Source organism: Promicromonospora sp. NPDC060271, from assembly GCF_042726755.1.
Taxonomy (GTDB): domain Bacteria; phylum Actinomycetota; class Actinomycetes; order Actinomycetales; family Cellulomonadaceae; genus Promicromonospora.
On the sequence record NZ_JBHXBG010000026.1, the window covers coordinates 1 to 17260 of the forward strand.

The 17260-nt window shown below is 71.0% G+C and carries 15 protein-coding genes; 10 read left to right on the forward strand and 5 right to left on the reverse strand.

Going from position 1 to position 17260, the window contains the following annotated elements; translation table 11 throughout:
• Positions 1 to 51 precede the first annotated feature (51 nt).
• On the reverse strand, positions 52 to 1551 hold the full coding sequence (locus tag ACFWE2_RS06475; protein WP_377223389.1) for a DNA recombination protein RmuC: 1500 nt from the start codon (positions 1549 to 1551) through the stop codon (positions 52 to 54).
• Positions 1552 to 1758: 207 nt separating this feature from the next.
• On the opposite strand from ACFWE2_RS06475, the gene ACFWE2_RS06480 reads away from it, so the two are divergent.
• The 4 genes from ACFWE2_RS06480 (at position 1759) to ychF (ending at position 6186) form a co-directional block, all read left to right on the forward strand.
• Positions 1759 to 2589: an ABC transporter ATP-binding protein gene (locus tag ACFWE2_RS06480; protein ID WP_377223390.1), complete on the forward strand. Its 831-nt coding sequence runs from the start codon at positions 1759 to 1761 to the stop codon at positions 2587 to 2589.
• Positions 2571 to 4184: a hypothetical protein gene (locus ACFWE2_RS06485; RefSeq protein ID WP_377223391.1), complete on the forward strand. Its 1614-nt coding sequence runs from the start codon at positions 2571 to 2573 to the stop codon at positions 4182 to 4184. Before ACFWE2_RS06480 ends, ACFWE2_RS06485 begins: the two co-directional genes overlap by 19 nt.
• A 61-nt stretch (positions 4185 to 4245) precedes the next feature.
• A complete protein-coding gene (locus ACFWE2_RS06490; RefSeq protein WP_377223392.1) occupies positions 4246 to 5031 on the forward strand; it encodes a DinB family protein in 786 nt (261 codons plus the stop codon).
• Positions 5032 to 5100: 69 nt separating this feature from the next.
• Positions 5101 to 6186, forward strand: coding sequence for a redox-regulated ATPase YchF (gene ychF / locus ACFWE2_RS06495; protein ID WP_377223393.1), 1086 nt, complete (start codon positions 5101 to 5103; stop codon positions 6184 to 6186).
• 121 nt (positions 6187 to 6307) lie between these two features.
• On the opposite strand, the gene ACFWE2_RS06500 is transcribed toward ychF, so the two are convergent.
• Complete coding sequence (locus ACFWE2_RS06500; protein WP_377223394.1) at positions 6308 to 6832, reverse strand: VOC family protein; 525 nt, start codon at positions 6830 to 6832, stop codon at positions 6308 to 6310.
• Between the two features lie 94 nt (positions 6833 to 6926).
• On the opposite strand from ACFWE2_RS06500, the gene ACFWE2_RS06505 reads away from it, so the two are divergent.
• The 4 genes from ACFWE2_RS06505 to ACFWE2_RS06520 all read left to right on the forward strand — a co-directional run bounded on the left by ACFWE2_RS06505 (position 6927) and on the right by ACFWE2_RS06520 (position 10719).
• On the forward strand, positions 6927 to 7871 hold the full coding sequence (locus ACFWE2_RS06505) for a helix-turn-helix transcriptional regulator (RefSeq protein WP_377223395.1): 945 nt from the start codon (positions 6927 to 6929) through the stop codon (positions 7869 to 7871).
• Between the two features lie 72 nt (positions 7872 to 7943).
• Complete coding sequence (locus ACFWE2_RS06510) at positions 7944 to 9923, forward strand: beta-L-arabinofuranosidase domain-containing protein (RefSeq protein ID WP_377223396.1); 1980 nt, start codon at positions 7944 to 7946, stop codon at positions 9921 to 9923.
• Positions 9920 to 10312 carry a DUF6805 domain-containing protein gene (locus ACFWE2_RS06515; RefSeq protein WP_377223397.1) on the forward strand — a complete coding sequence of 131 codons (393 nt, stop codon included), beginning with the start codon at positions 9920 to 9922 and terminating at the stop codon, positions 10310 to 10312. Before ACFWE2_RS06510 ends, ACFWE2_RS06515 begins: the two co-directional genes overlap by 4 nt.
• 38 nt (positions 10313 to 10350) lie before the next feature.
• A complete protein-coding gene (locus tag ACFWE2_RS06520) occupies positions 10351 to 10719 on the forward strand; it encodes a DUF4440 domain-containing protein (RefSeq protein ID WP_377223398.1) in 369 nt (122 codons plus the stop codon).
• Positions 10720 to 10741: 22 nt separating this feature from the next.
• Here the strand turns inward: ACFWE2_RS06520 and ACFWE2_RS06525 are convergent, their stop codons facing one another.
• Both ACFWE2_RS06525 and ACFWE2_RS06530 read right to left on the reverse strand, forming a co-directional pair.
• Positions 10742 to 12010 (reverse strand): prolyl oligopeptidase family serine peptidase, encoded by a 1269-nt coding sequence (locus ACFWE2_RS06525; RefSeq protein WP_377223399.1) that lies wholly within the window; start codon positions 12008 to 12010, stop codon positions 10742 to 10744.
• Between the two features lie 150 nt (positions 12011 to 12160).
• Positions 12161 to 13630 carry an FAD-dependent monooxygenase gene (locus ACFWE2_RS06530; protein WP_377223400.1) on the reverse strand — a complete coding sequence of 490 codons (1470 nt, stop codon included), beginning with the start codon at positions 13628 to 13630 and terminating at the stop codon, positions 12161 to 12163.
• 391 nt (positions 13631 to 14021) lie between these two features.
• Here ACFWE2_RS06530 and ACFWE2_RS06535 point away from each other — a divergent pair, with 391 nt between their 5' ends.
• Together ACFWE2_RS06535 and ACFWE2_RS06540 are read left to right on the forward strand one after the other, a co-directional pair.
• Entirely contained in the window at positions 14022 to 15863 is a 1842-nt protein-coding gene (locus tag ACFWE2_RS06535; RefSeq protein WP_377223401.1) for a BCCT family transporter, read from the forward strand.
• Positions 15864 to 15911: 48 nt separating this feature from the next.
• Positions 15912 to 16700, forward strand: a complete 789-nt coding sequence (locus tag ACFWE2_RS06540; protein WP_377223402.1) for a GNAT family N-acetyltransferase — start codon at positions 15912 to 15914, stop codon at positions 16698 to 16700.
• Positions 16701 to 16703: 3 nt separating this feature from the next.
• Here ACFWE2_RS06540 and ACFWE2_RS06545 read toward each other — a convergent pair whose 3' ends face one another.
• Complete coding sequence (locus ACFWE2_RS06545; RefSeq protein WP_377223403.1) at positions 16704 to 17234, reverse strand: GNAT family N-acetyltransferase; 531 nt, start codon at positions 17232 to 17234, stop codon at positions 16704 to 16706.
• Positions 17235 to 17260: the final 26 nt, after the last annotated feature.

Genomic DNA, 17260 nt, shown 5'->3' on the forward strand with positions numbered 1-17260 from the left:
GCCGATCACCTGACCTTTTGCCGATCACTGTGCCTCAGTGGCCAGCGGGTGTCAGCCCGCCGCGCTGTCCTTCTGCGCGTTCGTCTTGGCCGCCGCGTCCTCGACCGCTTCCAGGGCGCGCTTGTCGGTCACGGCCAGCTCGGTGACCTCCAGCGCCTGCACCAGGATGGTGTCGGCGTCCTGGGCTCGGTCGATCGCGACGACGCCGCCCTCCTCGGCGGCCAGCAGCTCGGCCTTGGTGATGGGCCGCGGGACCTCCTCGATGCCCCTCGGCTCCGCGATGAGGTCCTTCTCGTCGATCACGTCGAGCTCGACCATTCGGCGGGCCGACGTGAGGACGTTGCGCTCCAGCGACCCGATGAGCCTGTTGTAGTCCTTGGTGGCCGACTCGAGGGAGCGTCCCATCTTCGTGACGTGCTGCGTCATGGTGACCAGCCGCGCGTACAGCTCCTTGCCGACCGTGAGCACCTTCTGCGCGTTCTCCGCCAGCGACTCCTGGCGCCACGCGTACGCGACGGTCCGCAGCAGGGCGAGCATCGTGGTGGGCGTCGCGACGATGACGTTCCTCTGCGCCGCGTACTCCAGCAGCTCCGGCGCGCGTTCCAGGGCCGCCGACAGGAACGCCTCCGCTGGCACGAACATCACGACGAACTCGGGCGCGGGCTCGAACTGGTTCCAGTACTTCTTGCCGGCCAGGTCGTCCACGTGCTTGCGCATGTGGCGAACATGCGCGTCGAGTCGCTGCTCGCGGTAGGCGGCGTCGTCGGACTGCTGGGCCTCCAGGAAGCCCAGGAACGCGACCTTGGAGTCCACGACCACGCGCTTGCCGCCGGCGAGGTTGATGACCATGTCGGGGCGCTGCACCTCGCCGTCCTCCGTGGTGACCTGCGCCTGCTCGGTGAAGTCGACCCGGTTGATCATGCCGGCCGACTCGACGACCTTGCGCAGTTGCAGCTCGCCCCACGCGCCGCGCGTCTGCGACGAGCGCAGCGCCGTGACCAGGTCCGCCGTGCCGTTGCGCAGGTCGGCCGAGACCTCGGCGACGTTGCGCATCTGCTCCACCAGCGCGCCCTGGCCCTCGATCCGGGCCTTCTCCGCCTGGAGCACCTCGGTGCGCACCAGCTCAACGGCCTTGGTCAGCGGGTCCACCAGAGACTTCACGGCCTCCTCGCGCTTGGCGAGCGCCTGCTCGCCGTCCGACGTGGACCGCTTGAGCCGCTCCTCCGCGAGCTCGAGGAAACGCTTGCTGTTGGCATCCAGCGCGTCACCCGCGAGCGCCTGGAACTGGCGGCGGGCGTGCTCCTGCTCGGCGCGGGCGGCGGCGATCTGCTCGGCGGCGCGCTCGCGTGCCGCGTCGATCTGCTCGTCCGCGCGGTGCTGTGCGTCGGCGATCCGCTGGTCGGCCGACTCTGCCTGGGCACGCAGGCGTGCGACCTCCAGGTCCGCGTCGCGCTGCGCGGGCGCAACACGCTGCGCGTGGCCGAGCCACCCCAGCAGCACGCCGACGACGAGGGCGCCGAGGGCCAGCAGAATCGTTGCGACGATGTCCATGGGCGACAGGCTGCCACGTGTCACTGACACTCCGGCGCGGTGACACCCCGGGTGGTCGAAATCGTCCGGTATGCGGCCGTCCTGCATCCGATCTGGGTCCGGTATGGCCGGACGGGCGGGTCCTCCGCCCGGCGACGGACCCCTTCACCCGGCACTCATCCTCGCGTCGGATCCGTCGTGTCGGACGGCACGGCTACCTTGTGTGCCATGACGACCCCAGCCGAACCGAGCCCTCCAGGCAGCTCCGGGACCCCAGGTACCCAGGAGCCGCCCCCGCACGACCCGTCGGCGGCGCTCAGCGTGCGCGGGCTCTGGAAGCGGTTCGGGCAGAAGATCGCGGTCTCCGGCGTCGACCTGGACGTGCCGGCGGGCTCGTTCTACGGTCTGGTCGGCCCGAACGGGGCGGGCAAGACGACCATGCTCTCGATGGCTACCGGGCTGCTGCGACCTGACTTCGGCGGTGCCTGGGTGCACGGTGTGGACCTGTGGGCGCGGCCCGACGAGGCCAAGGCGACCCTCGGCGTGCTGCCCGACGGCGTGCGTCTGTTCGACCGGCTGACCGGCCGCCAGCTGCTCACGTACGCCGGGATGCTGCGCGGTATGGACAAGGACACCGTGGTGGACCGGACGAACGACCTCCTGAAGGCGTTCGACCTGGTCGCGGACGCGGACACGTTCGTTGTCGACTACTCCGCCGGTATGACCAAGAAGATCGCGCTGGGCAGCGCCATGATCCACGCGCCGCGCACCCTGGTCCTGGACGAGCCGTTCGAGGCCGTCGACCCGGTGAGCGCCGCGAACATCCGCGACATCCTCAAGAGCTACGTGGCGGGCGGCGGCACCGTCATCGTCTCCAGCCATGTCATGGACCTGGTGCAGCGTATGTGTGACCACGTAGCGGTGATGGCGGCGGGGCACGTCCTCGCGGCGGGCACGGTGGACGAGGTGCGCGGCGAGCAGAGCCTGGAAGACCGGTTCGTGGACCTCGTCGGTGGCCGTCAGCACTCGGAGGGGCTCTCATGGTTGCGCGGTTCCTGAGCCTCAAGCTGACGCTGATGGGCAACACGTTCCGCAGGAGCGTGTGGCAGACCATCGGCATGATCGTCGCGGCTCTCTACGCCCTCGGCGCCGTCACCGTCCTGATCGGCGCGGTGGTCAGTCTCGGGTTCCTCGGCGACCCGGCCTGGGCCGGTCTCGCGATCACCCTCGGCGGGGCCCTGGCCGTGCTGGGCTGGTGGGTCATCCCGATCTTCGCCTTCGGCGTGGACGCAACGCTGGACCCGCACCGGTTCACGACGTACGCGATCCCCCGGCGCACGCTTCTGGCGGGGCTGGCGGTGGCGGGCCTGGTCTCGGTACCCGGTATCGCGACGGTGCTGCTCGCGCTGGGGGTCTCCTTCGCGTGGCTGCTGCAGCCGGGAGTGCTGCTCGTCTCGCTCGTCGGCGCGGTGCTCGGCGTCGCCGCGTGCGTCCTCGGCTCGCGGGCGATCACCACGCTGCTCGCGCCCGTCCTGGAGTCGCGCCGCTACCGCGAGGTCGTGACGATCCTGGCGCTGGTGCTCTTCATGACGATCGGTCCGCTCGTCGGCTGGCTCGCCAACGGTGTGGAGGTCACTGTCGAGCCGGGCTCCGACAGCAGCACCGGCAGGCAGCTCCTCCCGCTGTTCGAGCAGGCGGCCGCCGTCGTGGGCTGGACGCCGTTCGGTGCGGCGTGGTCGCTCGGCAGCACCGCGTACGACGGCGACTGGGCGGGCCTTGCGGGACGCCTCGCGGTCGCGCTCGGCACCGTCGGGCTGGCGTGGCTGGTCTGGGACCGGGCCCTCGGCCGCGCCCTGGTGCGCCCGCCCGTCGGCGACGGCAGCGGTAGCAAGGCCAAGGGTCTCGGGATGTTCGGCCGCGTGCCGTTCTCACCCACCTGGGCGATCACCGCCCGGACCGCCACGTACTGGCTGCGGGACCCGCGCTACTCGGGGTCCATCGCCGTCATCCCGTTGCTGCCGGTCATCATGTACTTCACGTCCCAGAGCACCGGCAGCTTCTTCCTGCTCCTGGCGACCGGGCCGTTCGTCGGCTGGATGCTCGGCTTCAGCATCTCCAACGACATCGGCTACGACAACACGGCGTTCGCCCTGCACGTCTCGTCGGGTGTCGACGGGCGCGCCGACCGGTGGGGCCGCGCGATCCCGATGCTGGTCGCCGGCCCTCTGGTCGCCGCGGCGACGGTGGTGGCCTCGGTCTGGGTCGCCGACTCCTGGCACCTCGTCCTGCCCCTGCTGGGGCTGGCGGTCGGTGCGCTGCTGGTCAGTACCGCCGTGTCCTGCGCGGTCTCGGCACGGCTCGTCTACCCGGTCGCGAAGCCGGGCGAGAGCCCGCTGAAGTCGCCGCAGGGGGCGGCGATGGCCACGCTGGTGTCGCAGGGCATCGGGTTCGCCGTCACCGCGGCGCTGTCCCTGCCGGTCTTCGCGGTGGGCATCGCCGCCCTGGTGCTGGGTGGCGTGCTGTGGGGCGTCGCCACGATCGTCGTCGGCGTCGTGTACGGCGCGCTGATCCTGGTGCTGGCCGTGCGGTTCGGCGCCCGTGTGTACGACCGGCGCCTGCCAGAGCTGCTCCAGCAGGTGCAGTCCTTCCCCTGACCTCGAAGTGGCTTCCCCCCAGGTCAGCGGCCATGTCAGTGGTGCGACCCAGCCTGGGGTGATGACGCGATTCACGGCCGACGACGACCTGCGGCACGCCGAGTTCGTCGCGGCGAACCTGACTGACGCCCGGTTCCGTTTCGCCGACCTGGAAGGGGCGGCGTTCGATCAGTCGTACCTGCCCCGTGTCGTGATGCGCGGAGTCGATCTGACCGGCGCGGACATCGACGGGCAGATCCGCGACCTCAAGATCAACGGCGTCGAGGTGCTGCCGTTGATCGAGGCCGAGCTGAACCGCCGGTATCCCGGGCGAGAGCTGGCTCGGTCCCAGGACCTCGCGGAGCAGCGCGAGTCGTTCGAAGCAGCGCTGCGGACCTGGTCGGCGACGCTCGACCGGGTGGCGGCCATGCCCGCAGGGACGGCGGACCAGCAGGTCGACGGGGAGTGGTCGGTCGCCCAGACGCTGCGGCACCTGGTGTTCGCCGTCGACGGCTGGGTGCGACACGGGATCCAGGGCCTCGACGGCGCGTTCAGCCCGATAGGCCTGCCGTTCTCCGAGTACGACGACGAAGCGGGTGCGCTCGGCGTCGACATCACCGCCACCCCGTCGTTCCGGGAGGTGCAGGAGGCCTACGCCGATCGCATGGCCCAGGTGCGCGCGCAGTACGACTCCCTCACGCAGGAGGACTTCGAGGCACCGGCGCGCCGGCTGCCGCCGTGGGAACCGGACACGCGAAGCCTTCCGGTGTGGCGCTGCCTCGGGGTGGTCGCCAACGAAGCCTGGGAGCATCACCGGTTCGCGGCGCGCGATCTCGACGAGCTGGAACGCAGACGCGACGCCCGGTAGACGGGTTCGACGAGGCGCGCGACGACGCGGCTGTCGGCGATTGGCGCTCGGCACGTAGAATTTCGCGACGTGGCTCTTACTATCGGCATCGTCGGCCTGCCCAACGTCGGCAAGTCCACCCTCTTCAATGCTCTGACCCGCAACCAGGTGCTCGCCGCGAACTACCCGTTCGCGACGATCGAGCCCAACGTCGGCGTGGTCTCGCTGCCCGACGAGCGGCTCAACAAGCTCGCTGAGATCTTCGGGAGCCAGAAGATCCTGCCGGCCACGGTGTCGTTCGTGGACATCGCGGGCATCGTCAAGGGTGCGTCCGAGGGTGAGGGCCTGGGCAACAAGTTCCTCGCCAACATCCGCGAGGCCGACGCGATCTGCCAGGTCACCCGTGCGTTCGACGACCCGGACGTGGTGCGCGTGGACGGCTCGATGGACGCCCCCGGCGACATCGAGACCATCTCCACCGAGCTGATCCTCGCCGACCTCCAGACCCTCGAGAAGGCCCTGCCGAGGATGGAGAAGGAGGTCAAGATCAAGCGCGGCGACCCCGTCCTGTACGCGGCTGCCAAGAAGGCGGAGGAGGTCCTGAACCAGGGCGTGACGCTCTATCAGGGCGCCGCTGACGCCGGTCTCGACCTGGCCGAGATCGCTAGCCTCCAGCTGATGACGGCCAAGCCGTTCATCTACGTCTTCAACACCGACGACGCCGGGCTGGCGGACACCGCATCCCAGGAGGCGCTGCGCAAGGTCGTCGCGCCGGCCCAGGCGATCTTCCTGGACGCGAAGTTCGAGTCCGAGCTCGTCGAGCTCGAGCCCGAGGAGGCCGCCGAGATGCTCGCCGAGACCGGCCAGGCCGAGTCCGGCCTGGACCAGCTCGCGAAGGTCGGCTTCGAGACCCTCGGCCTGCAGACCTACCTCACGGCGGGCCCAAAGGAGGCGCGGGCCTGGACCATCCACAAGGGCTGGACCGCTCCGCAGGCTGCCGGCGTGATCCACACGGACTTCGAGCGCGGCTTCATCAAGGCCGAGGTCACCTCGTTCGAGGACCTGGTCGAGGCCGGCTCGTCCGCCGCGGTGAAGGCTGCGGGCAAGGCCCGCATCGAGGGCAAGGACTACGTCATGCAGGACGGCGACGTGGTGGAGTTCCGCTTCAACGTCTGATCGGCGCCGGAAAGAAGCGTCCGGACGAGACCCTTCTTCCTCGAACTGCTGGTCCGCGCGACCAACCCGAAGGCATGGTCAGCCGCGCGGACCGGTCCCGCGCAGACGCGGGCACGGACGCTCACCGCACCGGCGCGCTGCTCCGCCCCTGAGCCCGCCCGGTCATCTCGGCGTCGAACGTCTCCTGCGCCACCCGCATCTGCTCGGCGTACACCGGCTCCTGCAGCCGCGCCCACATCACGTCCTCCGGAACGTCCTCGACCTGGGTCACGACCCACCAGATGTTGCCGAACGGGTCCCTGATCCGTCCGCCGCGCTGACCGAAGGCGCTGTCAGCGAGTGCGGTCACGACCTTCGCGCCCGCAGCGACCGCCTTCTCGAAGACGGCGTCCGCATCCGGCACCCACACCCGCAGGAGGCTGGGCATCACGGGCCACTCCGGGGCGCGGTCGAAGGCCAGCACGACGGTGTCGCCGATCCTGATCTCGCCGTGGCCGATCGCGCCGCCCTCGGTCGCCACGCGGGCGAGCTCCTCACCGTCGAGGACGTGGGTGACGAAGTCGAGGAAGGCTCCGGTGTCGTCGGTGACGACCCAGGGTGCGACGCTCGTGTAGCCGGCCGGGGTGGAGCTCTGCTGCTGAGACATGTTCGGTTCCTCTCGGGTTCTTGTCTTGCTGATGTCGGCAACGCTAGGAGCGAAGTAGGACGCTTCTTGTCCTAGATCGAGAGAGAATTTGAAGATGGCCGGACCCACCTCGCGCTTGCTGACCTTGCTCTCGCTGTTGCAGACCTCCCACACCTGGTCGGGCAGCGAGCTCGCCGAGCGGTTGGACGTCACGCACCGCACCGTGCGCCGGGACATCGACAGGTTGCGGGAGATGGGCTACCCCATCGACGCCGACCTCGGTGCCCACGGGGGCTACCGCCTGGTGGCAGGGACCTCGATGCCGCCGCTGCTCCTCGAGGACGACGAGGCCATCGCCGTCGCGCTCGGTCTGCGGACGATCGCCGTCCAGGGGCTGCCGGAGCTGGAGGACGCCGGCCTCCGGGCGCTCACCAAACTGAGCCAGTCCCTTCCGTCCCGGCTGCGGCACCGGGTGCGCACGCTGGGTGCTGCCGCACTGACCCGCAGGCCAGGGCCTGAGACGTCGGTGGATCCCGACATCCTCACGGTGCTCGCCGCGGCCACCGCGAACCGGGAACGCGTGCGCATGGCGTACGAGGACCGCGGCGGCGTGGTCAGCGACCGGCACGTCGAACCCCAGCGCCTGGTCGTCGTGCGTGAGCGGTGGTATCTCGTCGCCTTCGACCTGGACCGCGGCGACTGGCGCCACTTCCGGGCGGATCGGATCTCGGCGCCCCGTGCCACCGGCGCGAGAGCCCGGGTCCTCATGCCGGACGAAGACGTGCTCGCCCATCTTGAGCGGGCCGAGCGCGCGATGGCGCCGACGTTCCGCGCGGACGTGACCCTGCGGCTGTCGTTCGACACAGCCCGGGCACGGTTGCGTGATCATCTCGGCGACGGCGAGATCGCACCAGAGGGCGACGACACCCGGTGGCGGAGCTCGGCCGACACCGTCGAGTGGCTGGCGAGGCGGTTGCTCGCGCTGGACTGCCGCTTCGTGGTGCACGGGCCACCGGAGCTGCGGGAGCACCTCGCCTGGATCCACGAGCGGACCGGTTGAGGTAACTTCAGCGAACCTGCGCCCCCAGCACGGCGATGGAGCCGCGCGATCCTCGAAGGAGCCACGTTGACCATGAGTGCCGCACGGCCCGCTAGCGCCGGCCGGACCTTCCCGCTGGGAGCCGTCCGGCTCGGTCCCGGACCGTTCGCGACCGCCCAGCAGCGGGCGCTGGAGGCGGTGCTCGACCTCGACCTGGACCGGCTTCTCGCCCCGTTCCTCGTCGCGGCGGGACTCGACAGCCGGGCCGAGCCGTACGGCGACTGGGAGAGCGGAGGACTCGACGGCCACATCGGCGGTCACGCCCTGTCCGCGCACGCGAAGCTGTGGGCGGTGACCGGCCTGGACGTGCTGCACGACCGGATGGAGCACCTGCTCGACGTGCTGGAGCGCTGCCAGGACGCGGTGGGCACCGGCTACGTCGGCGGGGTGCCGGACGGGCCGGCCCTGGGCGAGGAGCTTGCCGGCGGCCACATCGACGCCGACCTGTTCGGCCTCAACGGCCGGTGGGTCCCGGTCTACAACCTGCACAAGACGCTCGCGGGCCTCATCGACGCGGCGACCCACGGGCGGTCCGAGCGCGCGCTGACCATGGCGACGCGCTGGGCCGACTGGTGGTTGTCGGTCACAAAATCCCTCACCGACGAGCAGGTCGAGCAGATCCTCACCGCGGAGTTCGGCGGGCTCAACGAGGCGCTCGTGGAGCTGGGCACGCTCACCGGCCGGGAAGACCTCGTCGCCGAGGGGCGGCGGCTGGCGCACCGCAAGCTGCTGGATCCGCTGGCCGACGGGGACGACCCGCTGGACGGGCTCCACGCCAACACCCAGATCCCCAAGGTGCTCGGCTACCAGCGCCTGGCCGACCTGGCGCGGCACAGCAACCCGCACAGCGACCCGGACGGCGACCCCGCCGCCCAGCGGTTCGCCGCGGCGGCCGACGCCTTCTGGTCCTCGGTGGTCGAGCGCCGCACGCTCGCGATCGGCGGGAACAGCGTGCGCGAGCACTTCCACCCGTCGTCGGACTTCACCGAGGTGCTGACGGACCGCGAGGGGCCGGAGACCTGCAACACCCACAACATGCTCGAGCTGGCGCGCCTGCGGCTCGACCGCGGGCACGGCGGCGCCACGGTGGAGTTCGCCGAGCGGGCGCTCTTCAACCATGTGGTCTCGTCCGTCCACCCCGGGCGCGGCGGCTTTGTCTACTTCACGCCGATGCGTCCGGCCCACTACCGGGTGTACTCGCGGCCGCACCTGTCCATGTGGTGCTGTGTCGGCTCGGGTCTCGAAGGTCACACGCGGTACAACGAGCTGATCTACACCCACGACGGGCCCGACCTCCGCGTCGAGCTCTACACGCCGTCGGTCCTCGACTGGTCGGAGGAGGGCCTGCGGGTCGAGCTGTCGACCGAGCTGCCCTTCAGCGACCAGGCCAGGATCGTGGTCACCGCGGAGACGCCCCGGGCGCGCACGCTGCGCCTCCGCGTGCCGTCCTGGGCGGAGCTCGTGGGCCTGAGCCTCGACGGCGAGCCGGTCGACGCCGTCGTCGTCGACGGTTATGCGGTGATCGCGCGGACCTGGAGCGGGACGACGGCGGTCACGATCCGCCTCGCACCCCGGCTCGTCGCGGAGCCACTGCCCGACGGATCCGGCTGGGTCGCCTTCCGCTACGGCCCCGTCGTGCTTGCATCACGCGACGGCGACGCGGACCTCGACGGGCTCGTCGCGGGGCCCGACCGCATGGCGCACGTGGCCCACGGCCGCAAGGTTCCGATGCGGCACAGCGGCATCGTGGCCGCCCACCCGCCGGAGGCAGCCGTGTCAGCCGTGTCTGCCGGATCAGCCGTCGACGAGGGCACCCTGACCTTCGAGCTCGCGGTGCTTCGCGAACGGTCCGGCGAGCTCGTGCCCGCCGTCGTGCGGCTCGAACCCTTCGCGGGCATCCACGACGAGCGCTACAGCATCTACTTCGCGGCCGACGCCGACCCGCACCGTGCCCTGGCCGCGCTCCGGACCCTCGACGCCGCCGACACACGGCCGCCGTCTTCGACAGGGTGACGGCCGGCGAGCAGCAGCCCGAGGTGGACCACGGGTTCGTGGGGGAGTGGACCCGGGCGGGCGGGGCGGACGGGCTGCACTGGCGCAGCACGACAGGGTGGTTCGAGTACCGCCTCCGCTGCCCGGACGGCGCGGCCTCGGTGCGGACGCGTTTCGTCGACCGCGCCGCGACCCGGCGCCGGATCCTCCTCAACGGTCTCGAGGTTGACCCGTCACGGACGCTGACGGCGCCGGCCGACGGCGAGGGACTGGCCGAGCACGAGTACGACCTCACGCAGGCCGTACGCGACGCGGGCGCCCCGGGCGAGACGGTGTTCCGCGTCGAGGCGGTGGACGGCGCGGACAGCGGTGATCTGCTGGTCGTCGAGATGGTCCCGCAGGAGAGCTGAGGTGGGCCCCGGCCCGGGAGAGATGTGAGGATGGCCCGATGCCGGCGCACACCACGCAGTTCTTCGTCGACCTCGAGTCAGCGGTCTGGGACACACAGGTCAGCGGTGACCAGCACGCGCAGCGCGAGCTGCTGTCCGCGGACTTCCTCGGCGTGTACCCCTCCGGGTTCGCGACCAGGGAAGAGCACGTCGAACAGCTCTCGGACGGCCCGATCACCACGTCGTACTCCATCGTGGACGCGCGGCTGATCGAGGTCTCCGAGAGCTCGGTGCTGCTGTGCTATCGCGCCGACCACCAGCCCTCCGGCCGGGACGAGACCGAGACGATGTACATCAGCTCGCTGTGGGTCGAACGTGACGGCCGCTGGTGGAACACGTTCAGCCAGGACGCGCCCGCCGGTCCCTGAGTGCCGGTCCCTGGGCCGCTGCTCAGCGCTTCGTGGCCGCCATCCACTCCCAGACGCTGACGCCGTCGTGGTGCGGATCGTTGCGCGCGACATAGATCCAGGACCAGTGCCCGGGGTAGGTGATCCCGTCCCAGGTGACGTTCTCGTACAGGCTCATGATCGAGCCGCCGATGCGCTCGTGGGCATGGACGGTGTTGGCCTGGGCGTCCAGGGTCGTGTCGTCGGCCGAGTGCACGAGCCACGTCGGCGTCGTCATCGCCGTGAGCTCGTCGTCCGAGATGAAGAAGGTGTCGGAGCCGTCGCGAGCGCCGATGCCGCAGCAGATCGGTACGGAGGTCGCGAACGTCTCGGGGAACTCGGCGACCATCTTCAGCGACATGTACCCACCGTTGGAGCAGCCGACGACGTGGATCCGGCTCGCGTCGATCCGGTGCGCCCGGGCGACCTCCTCGATCGCCTCCAGGACGAGCGGCGCGAAACCGTCGCCGTCGAGCATCCAGGCCGACGTCGCCTGCGGCGCGAGCACGTAGGCACCGCCGAAGAGCGCCTGCGCCTCCGGTGTGGCGAAGCCGAGCGCGCCGCGGTTGGCCCGCAGCTGCGCCTCGTTGTCGTAGTAGTCGTACCCGCCGGTCAGCAGGCCGCCCTCGCCGGCGCCGTGCAGCCAGACGACGAGCGCCGCACCGCGCCGGCCGCTCCGACGCGCAGGGGAGAACAGCCGGTAGTTCAGGCCTGACGCCGTCGCATGGTGGGTGAACGCGTCGACCTCCGGATCGGACACCCGGCCCTGCCGGAACGAGCCGAGCACGACGGCACCACCCGGACCCCGCCCCCGCAGCGCCTCGACCTGCGTGACCGTGTAGTCGAGATCCAGGAGGACGTTGCGGCCGTGCTCACCCAGGTACTGCAGGGTGCCGCCGCCGTCGACCCCCCACCCGTGCTCGAGCTCCAGCGTGATCTCACCGCGACGCGTCCACGTCGCCGCGGTGACCACACGATCCTGCGCGTATGCGACCTCGCCGGTGAGCGGGTTGGTGGCGGTGACGTGCACGGCGAATGTCGACGAGGTGAGCGACGACCGCTCCGCGCGGTGCAGGGCAGGAGAGGCGATGGCGAGCGCCGTCACCTGCTCGCCGCCGTCGAGAACCTCGGCGATCGGTGTCACCACCGCTTCGTGGCGCCCGCTCCCGGCCGTGCGCACGTCGGCGCTCGCGGTCGGTGGGCCCAGCAGTGCCGAGGCACCGACGGTCGCGCCGGAGACGATCAGGGTGCGGCGGGTCATCTCTGTACGCATGGCGGAACTCCTTTGTCCGGGGCCAGGTGGCCGGCTCGCGCGAGCGCATCACCAGCCCTCCGGAGGCTAGTGAGCGGTGTCGACGCACGTCAACGGAGGCGATGCAGGCACGGACTCCTGGGGAACCGGGCCGGCTCGGTGGCCGCTGCGTCAGCCGGCCGACGCACCGAACCAGCGCGCGAGGTGGGCGTCCAGGTCCCGCTGGTCGTCACCGGCCCAGGCGACGTAGCCGTCGGGTCGGAGCAGGAGGCACGGGGCGTCCAGGGCCGCGGTCGGATCCGTGACCTGGTCGACCCGGTCGGACCAGCCGCCGACGGTCAGGCGCTCGGTGCGGTCGAGCAGCAGGCCGCGGCCGCTCCGCAGCAGCTCGTAGAGGCGGCCCTGCTTCACGTCGAGATCGCGCTGACGGCGGCCGACCAGGTCAGGCCCCGGACCCAGGTCGTACCGGAGGTCGATCGCGGTGATCTTCCCGATCAGCCGTCGGTTCACCTCGTCGAGGTCCATCAGCTCGGTGAGCAGCCTCCGTACCGCCCGCGGGCCCGGTTCCGTGGACTGCAGCTCGAGCTGGGCACGCGTGTTGTCGAGCACGTCCTCGGCGACCGGACGGCGCTCCGCCTCGTAGGTGTCCAGCAGGGCTTCGGGCGCCCAGCCGCGAACCCGTGCGGCCAGCTTCCAGCCGAGGTTGAACGCGTCCTGGAGACCGAGGTTGAGCCCCTGCCCGCCGATGGGCGGATGGATGTGCGCGGCGTCGCCGGCCAGCAGAACCCGACCGACCCGGTAGTGCTCGGCCAGCCGGGTCGCGTCCCCGAACCGGGACAGCCAGCGTGGCGAGTGCACGCCGAAGTCGGTCCCGGCGACGGCGCGCAGCCGTTGCCTGAAGTCCTCGAGGGTGGGCGGCTCCGTCCGGTCCGGGCTGACCCCCGCTGCGGGCACGACCACCTGGTAGGCCCCTTCCCCGAAGGGCCTGAGCCAGAACTGCCTGGTGGTAGCGCTGATCTCGGCCACCTTGGCGGCGATCTCCTCCGGCGTCGCCTCGACCTGCAGCTCGCCCATCAGGGTCTCGGTCCGTGCGGGTTCGCCGGGGAAGCCGACGCCGAGCAGCTTGCGCACGGTGCTGCGCGCGCCGTCACAGCCGACGACGTGGCGTGCCCGAAGCCGTTCGCCGCTGGACAGCTCGACGGTCACGCCGTCGTCGTCCTGCACGAGGCCTACCACCGCAGCGCCGTGCCGGACCTGCGCACCCAGGCTGGTCGCGTGCTCCTCGAGCAGACGGACGATCGTCGGCTGCTGGATGCCGAGGAGGAAGGCATGCGCGCTGTCCAGGTCCTCGGGCACCGGCTTGTCGATCGCGGCGAAGAAGCCGGCGGCCGGACGCCGTCGTCCGTGCTCGAGCAGCCGGTCCAGCAGCCCGCGCATCGCGAGCTGTTCGAGGCTGCGGATGTGCAGACCGACGATGCGGACGGACGACGCGGGCTCGGTCTCCTTCTCCAGGACGAGCACGCGCACGCCGTGCAGCCGGAGCTCGGCGGCCAGCAGCGCGCCGGTCGGCCCGCACCCAGCGATGACGACGTCGAACGTGTGAGGCGCTGGGTGGGCGCCGGAGATCAGTGAGGAATGCACAGGTGTTGCCCTTCGGGATGCCCAGCTCGGAGGGCACTCCCGGCGACGCCTATGTCAGTCGCCCGGTCTCACCGCAAGGGGGAGCGCCCAGATCGGTACTGCGTTCATGGGTCTCACCTCCTTCGACGGTGTCGCGGTCCAGCACAACCTACACGTCCCGGCCGCCAGGTCGGAGCTTCCCCGTCGTCGCCCGGGTGGCCGGCGCGTGGTTACGGAGCGATCTTGGGAGGAGGGAGTGCCGGGTGCGCCCCTGCCGCCCCGCTCACGGAGGGGGTGAAATTTGGATGTGGTGCTAGCGTGAAGCGCTCTGTATCCGCCGCGTCATCTGTAAAGGAGTTCTGGCGCCCCGGTGTGACAGCCCGGTGACCCGGGCTGGAGGGGAGCCGCTGTGATGAGTACCTCAGAATCCACAAAGTCCCTGCTGGGCCAGGTCCAGCGCGCCGCTCGCCGCGTCGAACGGGCGGGGCGCGGCCCCGCCGAGCAGCGGGTCGGCGTCGACAAGGTCGTCCTCGGCGTCGCGGGCCTGCTCGCCGTCGCCTTCATCGTCTGGGGCTTCGCGAGCTCCGAGAGCCTGGGCACGGTGGCCGACACCGCCCTCGCCGGGGTGCTGCGGAACTTCGGCTGGCTGTTCGTGATCGCCGCCACCGTCTTCACCATCTTCGTGCTCGTCGTCGCGGGGGGCCGGTTCGGCAAGATCACCCTGGGTCAGGACGGCGAGAAGCCGCAGTACAAGACCTCCTCCTGGATCGCGATGATGTTCGCGACCGGGATGGGCATCGGCCTCATGTTCTACGGCGTCGGCGAGCCGCTGTACTTCTACATGGCTCCGCCGCCCGGCACCGTCGAGGGTTCCACCCCGGAGGCCGCGGCCACCGCCATGGGCACCACGCTGTTCCACTGGACGCTGTACCCGTGGGCCATGTACGCGATCGTCGGCCTCGGCATGGCCTACGGCACCTACCGCCTGGGCCGCGCCCAGCTCTTCAGCTCGATGTTCACGTCGCTGTTCGGGCACAAGGCCGTCAACGGGATCGGCGGCCGGGTCATCAACATCCTCGCGATCCTCGCGACGCTGTTCGGCTCCGCCTGCTCCCTGGGCCTCGGCGCCCTGCAGATCGGCGGCGGGCTGCAGCACTCCGGCTTCCTCGGCACCGTCGGCACCGCCGGGCTCGTGGTCATCATCGCGATCCTGACCGCGCTGTTCGTCGTCTCGGCCGTCTCCGGCATCGAGCGCGGCATCCAGTGGCTGTCCAACGCCAACATGTGGCTCGCGCTGGTGCTCGCGATCATCGTCTTCATCGGTGGCCCGACGCTCTTCATCCTGAACGTGCTGCCCGCGTCGCTCGGCGCGTTCGTCGGCAACCTGCCCGAGATGGCCTCGCGTACCGCGGCCTCCGGCGACCAGTCCCTGTCCGACTGGATGGGCACCTGGACGATCTTCTACTGGGCCTGGTGGGTGTCCTGGACACCGTTCGTCGGCCCGTTCATCGCGCGCATCTCGCGCGGCCGCACCGTGCGCCAGTTCGTCGTCGGCGTGCTGCTCGTGCCCTCCATCGTCTCCACCCTGTGGTTCGCGATCTTCGGCGGCGGCGCCATCGGCCTCCAGGAGCGGGCCGAGCAGGCAGGGAACGCCGGCTCGGCGCTCGCGGCCATCGGCGAGGCGGGGGCAGACATCAACTTCGACCTCATCCTGTTCCAGACGCTCGGCGCCCTGCCGGTGCCCGGCTGGGTGGGGCTGGCCCTGATGGGCCTGGCGGTGGTGCTCGTCGCCATCTTCTTCGTCACCGGTGCCGACTCCGCGTCGATCATCATGGGCGGACTGTCCGAGAACGGCGCCGAGCACCCCAGCCGCAGGTCAGTGGTGTTCTGGGGGGTGAGCACCGGTGCGGTGGCCGCCGCGATGCTGCTTGCGGGCGGCAACGACCCGGCCAGCGCCCTGAACGGGCTGAAGAACATCACCATCGTCTCGGCGCTGCCGTTCGTCGTGGTGATGCTCGTGCTCTGCGTCGCCCTGTGGAAGGACCTCTCGCGCGACCCGCTGGTCCTCAAGCAGGAGCTGGCGGTCCAGGTGCTGGCCGAGACCGTCGACACCGGCGTCGAGAAGCACGACGGCGAGCCGTTCGAGCTCGCCACCTCCGCGTCACCGGCCGAGGCGGACCCGGACGACACCCCGGTCACCCCGGAGAACGGCGTGCCGGCCGTGACCGGCGGCGGCGTGCAGGCCGAGCAGTAACCGGATAATCCGTTGCCGGGCCACGGCCCGGCAACGGACGGTGTACCCATGACCGACCCCTCCCGCCTGCTCCAGGCGTACGACGAGCAGCTCCGTACCGACGCCGAGACGCCCAGCGCCATCTCGGTGACCCTTCTCGGACCGCTCCGTCTCGTGACCTTCCTCGGCGGACGTGGCTTCGTCACGTACCGCGACCTCGGCGGGGCCGACGAGCCCGAGGTGCGCAAGCTCGTCGCCGACGCCATCGCCCACTTCCGCGCCGACGGCGGCATCACGAAGGTCGAGTGGAAGACCCGCGGCCACGACCACGCCCCGGGCCTGCACGACGCGCTGGTCGAGCACGGCTTCGTCCCGGAGGACCCGGAGTCGATCATGATCGGCGAGGCGGCCGCGCTCGCGGCGGACGTCCCGCTGCCCGACGGCGTCACCCTGCGCCAGATCACCGAGGAGTCCGACGTCCGCGCGATGTGCGCCATGCAGGACGAGGTGTTCGGCGCCCCGGTGTCCGACAAGACGGCGAACGCGATCCTGCGCAGGCAGGCGCTGGGCGACGGCATGGAGCTGTGGGTCGCGGAGGCCGAGGGGCGGATCGTCACGGCGGGCCGCCTGGAGCCGGTGGCGGACACCGAGTTCGCGGGGATCTGGGGCGGCAGCACCCGGCCCGAGTGGCGTGGACGCGGCATCTACCGCGCGCTGACCGCGGCCCGCGCCCGCTCGGCCCTCGCACTGGGCAAGACCCTGATCCACAGCGACTCGACCGAGTACTCGCGCCCGATCCTCGAGCGCTACGGCTTCGTCAAGGTCTCGACGACGACGCCGTACGTCTGGGAGCGCTGAGCGTCACCCCGGCCGCCGTCGGCCCATGATGTTCGCCGGCTCGGTGACGCCCGCGTACCGGAACCCGGGAACCAGGTCGACGAACCCGAGCCGGCCGTAGAGCACCTTGGCGCGGTCGGCGGGGTCGGCGGTCGTGGACAGCAGGGTGTGCCGGTGGGGGAGCCGGTCGAGCAGCCCGGTCAGCAGGGCCGTGCCGTGGCCTCGGCCCTGGTGCTCCGGCAGGATCTCCAGCTCGTTGAGCTCGAACGCGTCCTCGGTCCAGGCCGCGTGGCCGGCCCGCTCCAGCGCCGGGCCCACCTGCTGCGGCCACCAGTGCTCGGGCTGGTAGTCGAACCCGTACACGAACCCCACGAGGTCGGCGCCCTCGAACGCCCCCAGGGTCAGCGCCCCGTCGTACAGCGGGAGGTACGCGAGCCGGGTGTCCCGGAAGTGGTCACGGCGTTCGTCGGAGTAGCCGAACGCCCGCTGGAAGATGCCGGCGATCTCGTCCGCGCGTCGCAGCACCTCCGAGGTCTCCAGCGTGCGGATCGTCATGTCGGCACGCTAACGCCGGCCGGCGG

What these genes read in the sequence shown, in the direction of transcription:
- ACFWE2_RS06475 (WP_377223389.1), bottom strand. Translation starts at nt 1,551, where the DNA reads ATGGACATCGTCGCAACGATTCTGCTGGCCCTCGGCGCCCTCGTCGTC.
- ACFWE2_RS06480 (WP_377223390.1), top strand. Translation starts at nt 1,759, where the DNA reads ATGACGACCCCAGCCGAACCGAGCCCTCCAGGCAGCTCCGGGACCCCA.
- ACFWE2_RS06485 (WP_377223391.1), top strand. Translation starts at nt 2,571, where the DNA reads ATGGTTGCGCGGTTCCTGAGCCTCAAGCTGACGCTGATGGGCAACACG.
- ACFWE2_RS06490 (WP_377223392.1), top strand. Translation starts at nt 4,246, where the DNA reads ATGACGCGATTCACGGCCGACGACGACCTGCGGCACGCCGAGTTCGTC.
- ACFWE2_RS06500 (WP_377223394.1), bottom strand. Translation starts at nt 6,832, where the DNA reads ATGTCTCAGCAGCAGAGCTCCACCCCGGCCGGCTACACGAGCGTCGCA.
- ACFWE2_RS06505 (WP_377223395.1), top strand. Translation starts at nt 6,927, where the DNA reads ATGGCCGGACCCACCTCGCGCTTGCTGACCTTGCTCTCGCTGTTGCAG.
- ACFWE2_RS06510 (WP_377223396.1), top strand. Translation starts at nt 7,944, where the DNA reads ATGAGTGCCGCACGGCCCGCTAGCGCCGGCCGGACCTTCCCGCTGGGA.
- ACFWE2_RS06520 (WP_377223398.1), top strand. Translation starts at nt 10,351, where the DNA reads ATGCCGGCGCACACCACGCAGTTCTTCGTCGACCTCGAGTCAGCGGTC.
- ACFWE2_RS06525 (WP_377223399.1), bottom strand. Translation starts at nt 12,010, where the DNA reads ATGCGTACAGAGATGACCCGCCGCACCCTGATCGTCTCCGGCGCGACC.
- ACFWE2_RS06535 (WP_377223401.1), top strand. Translation starts at nt 14,022, where the DNA reads ATGAGTACCTCAGAATCCACAAAGTCCCTGCTGGGCCAGGTCCAGCGC.
- ACFWE2_RS06540 (WP_377223402.1), top strand. Translation starts at nt 15,912, where the DNA reads ATGACCGACCCCTCCCGCCTGCTCCAGGCGTACGACGAGCAGCTCCGT.
- ACFWE2_RS06545 (WP_377223403.1), bottom strand. Translation starts at nt 17,234, where the DNA reads ATGACGATCCGCACGCTGGAGACCTCGGAGGTGCTGCGACGCGCGGAC.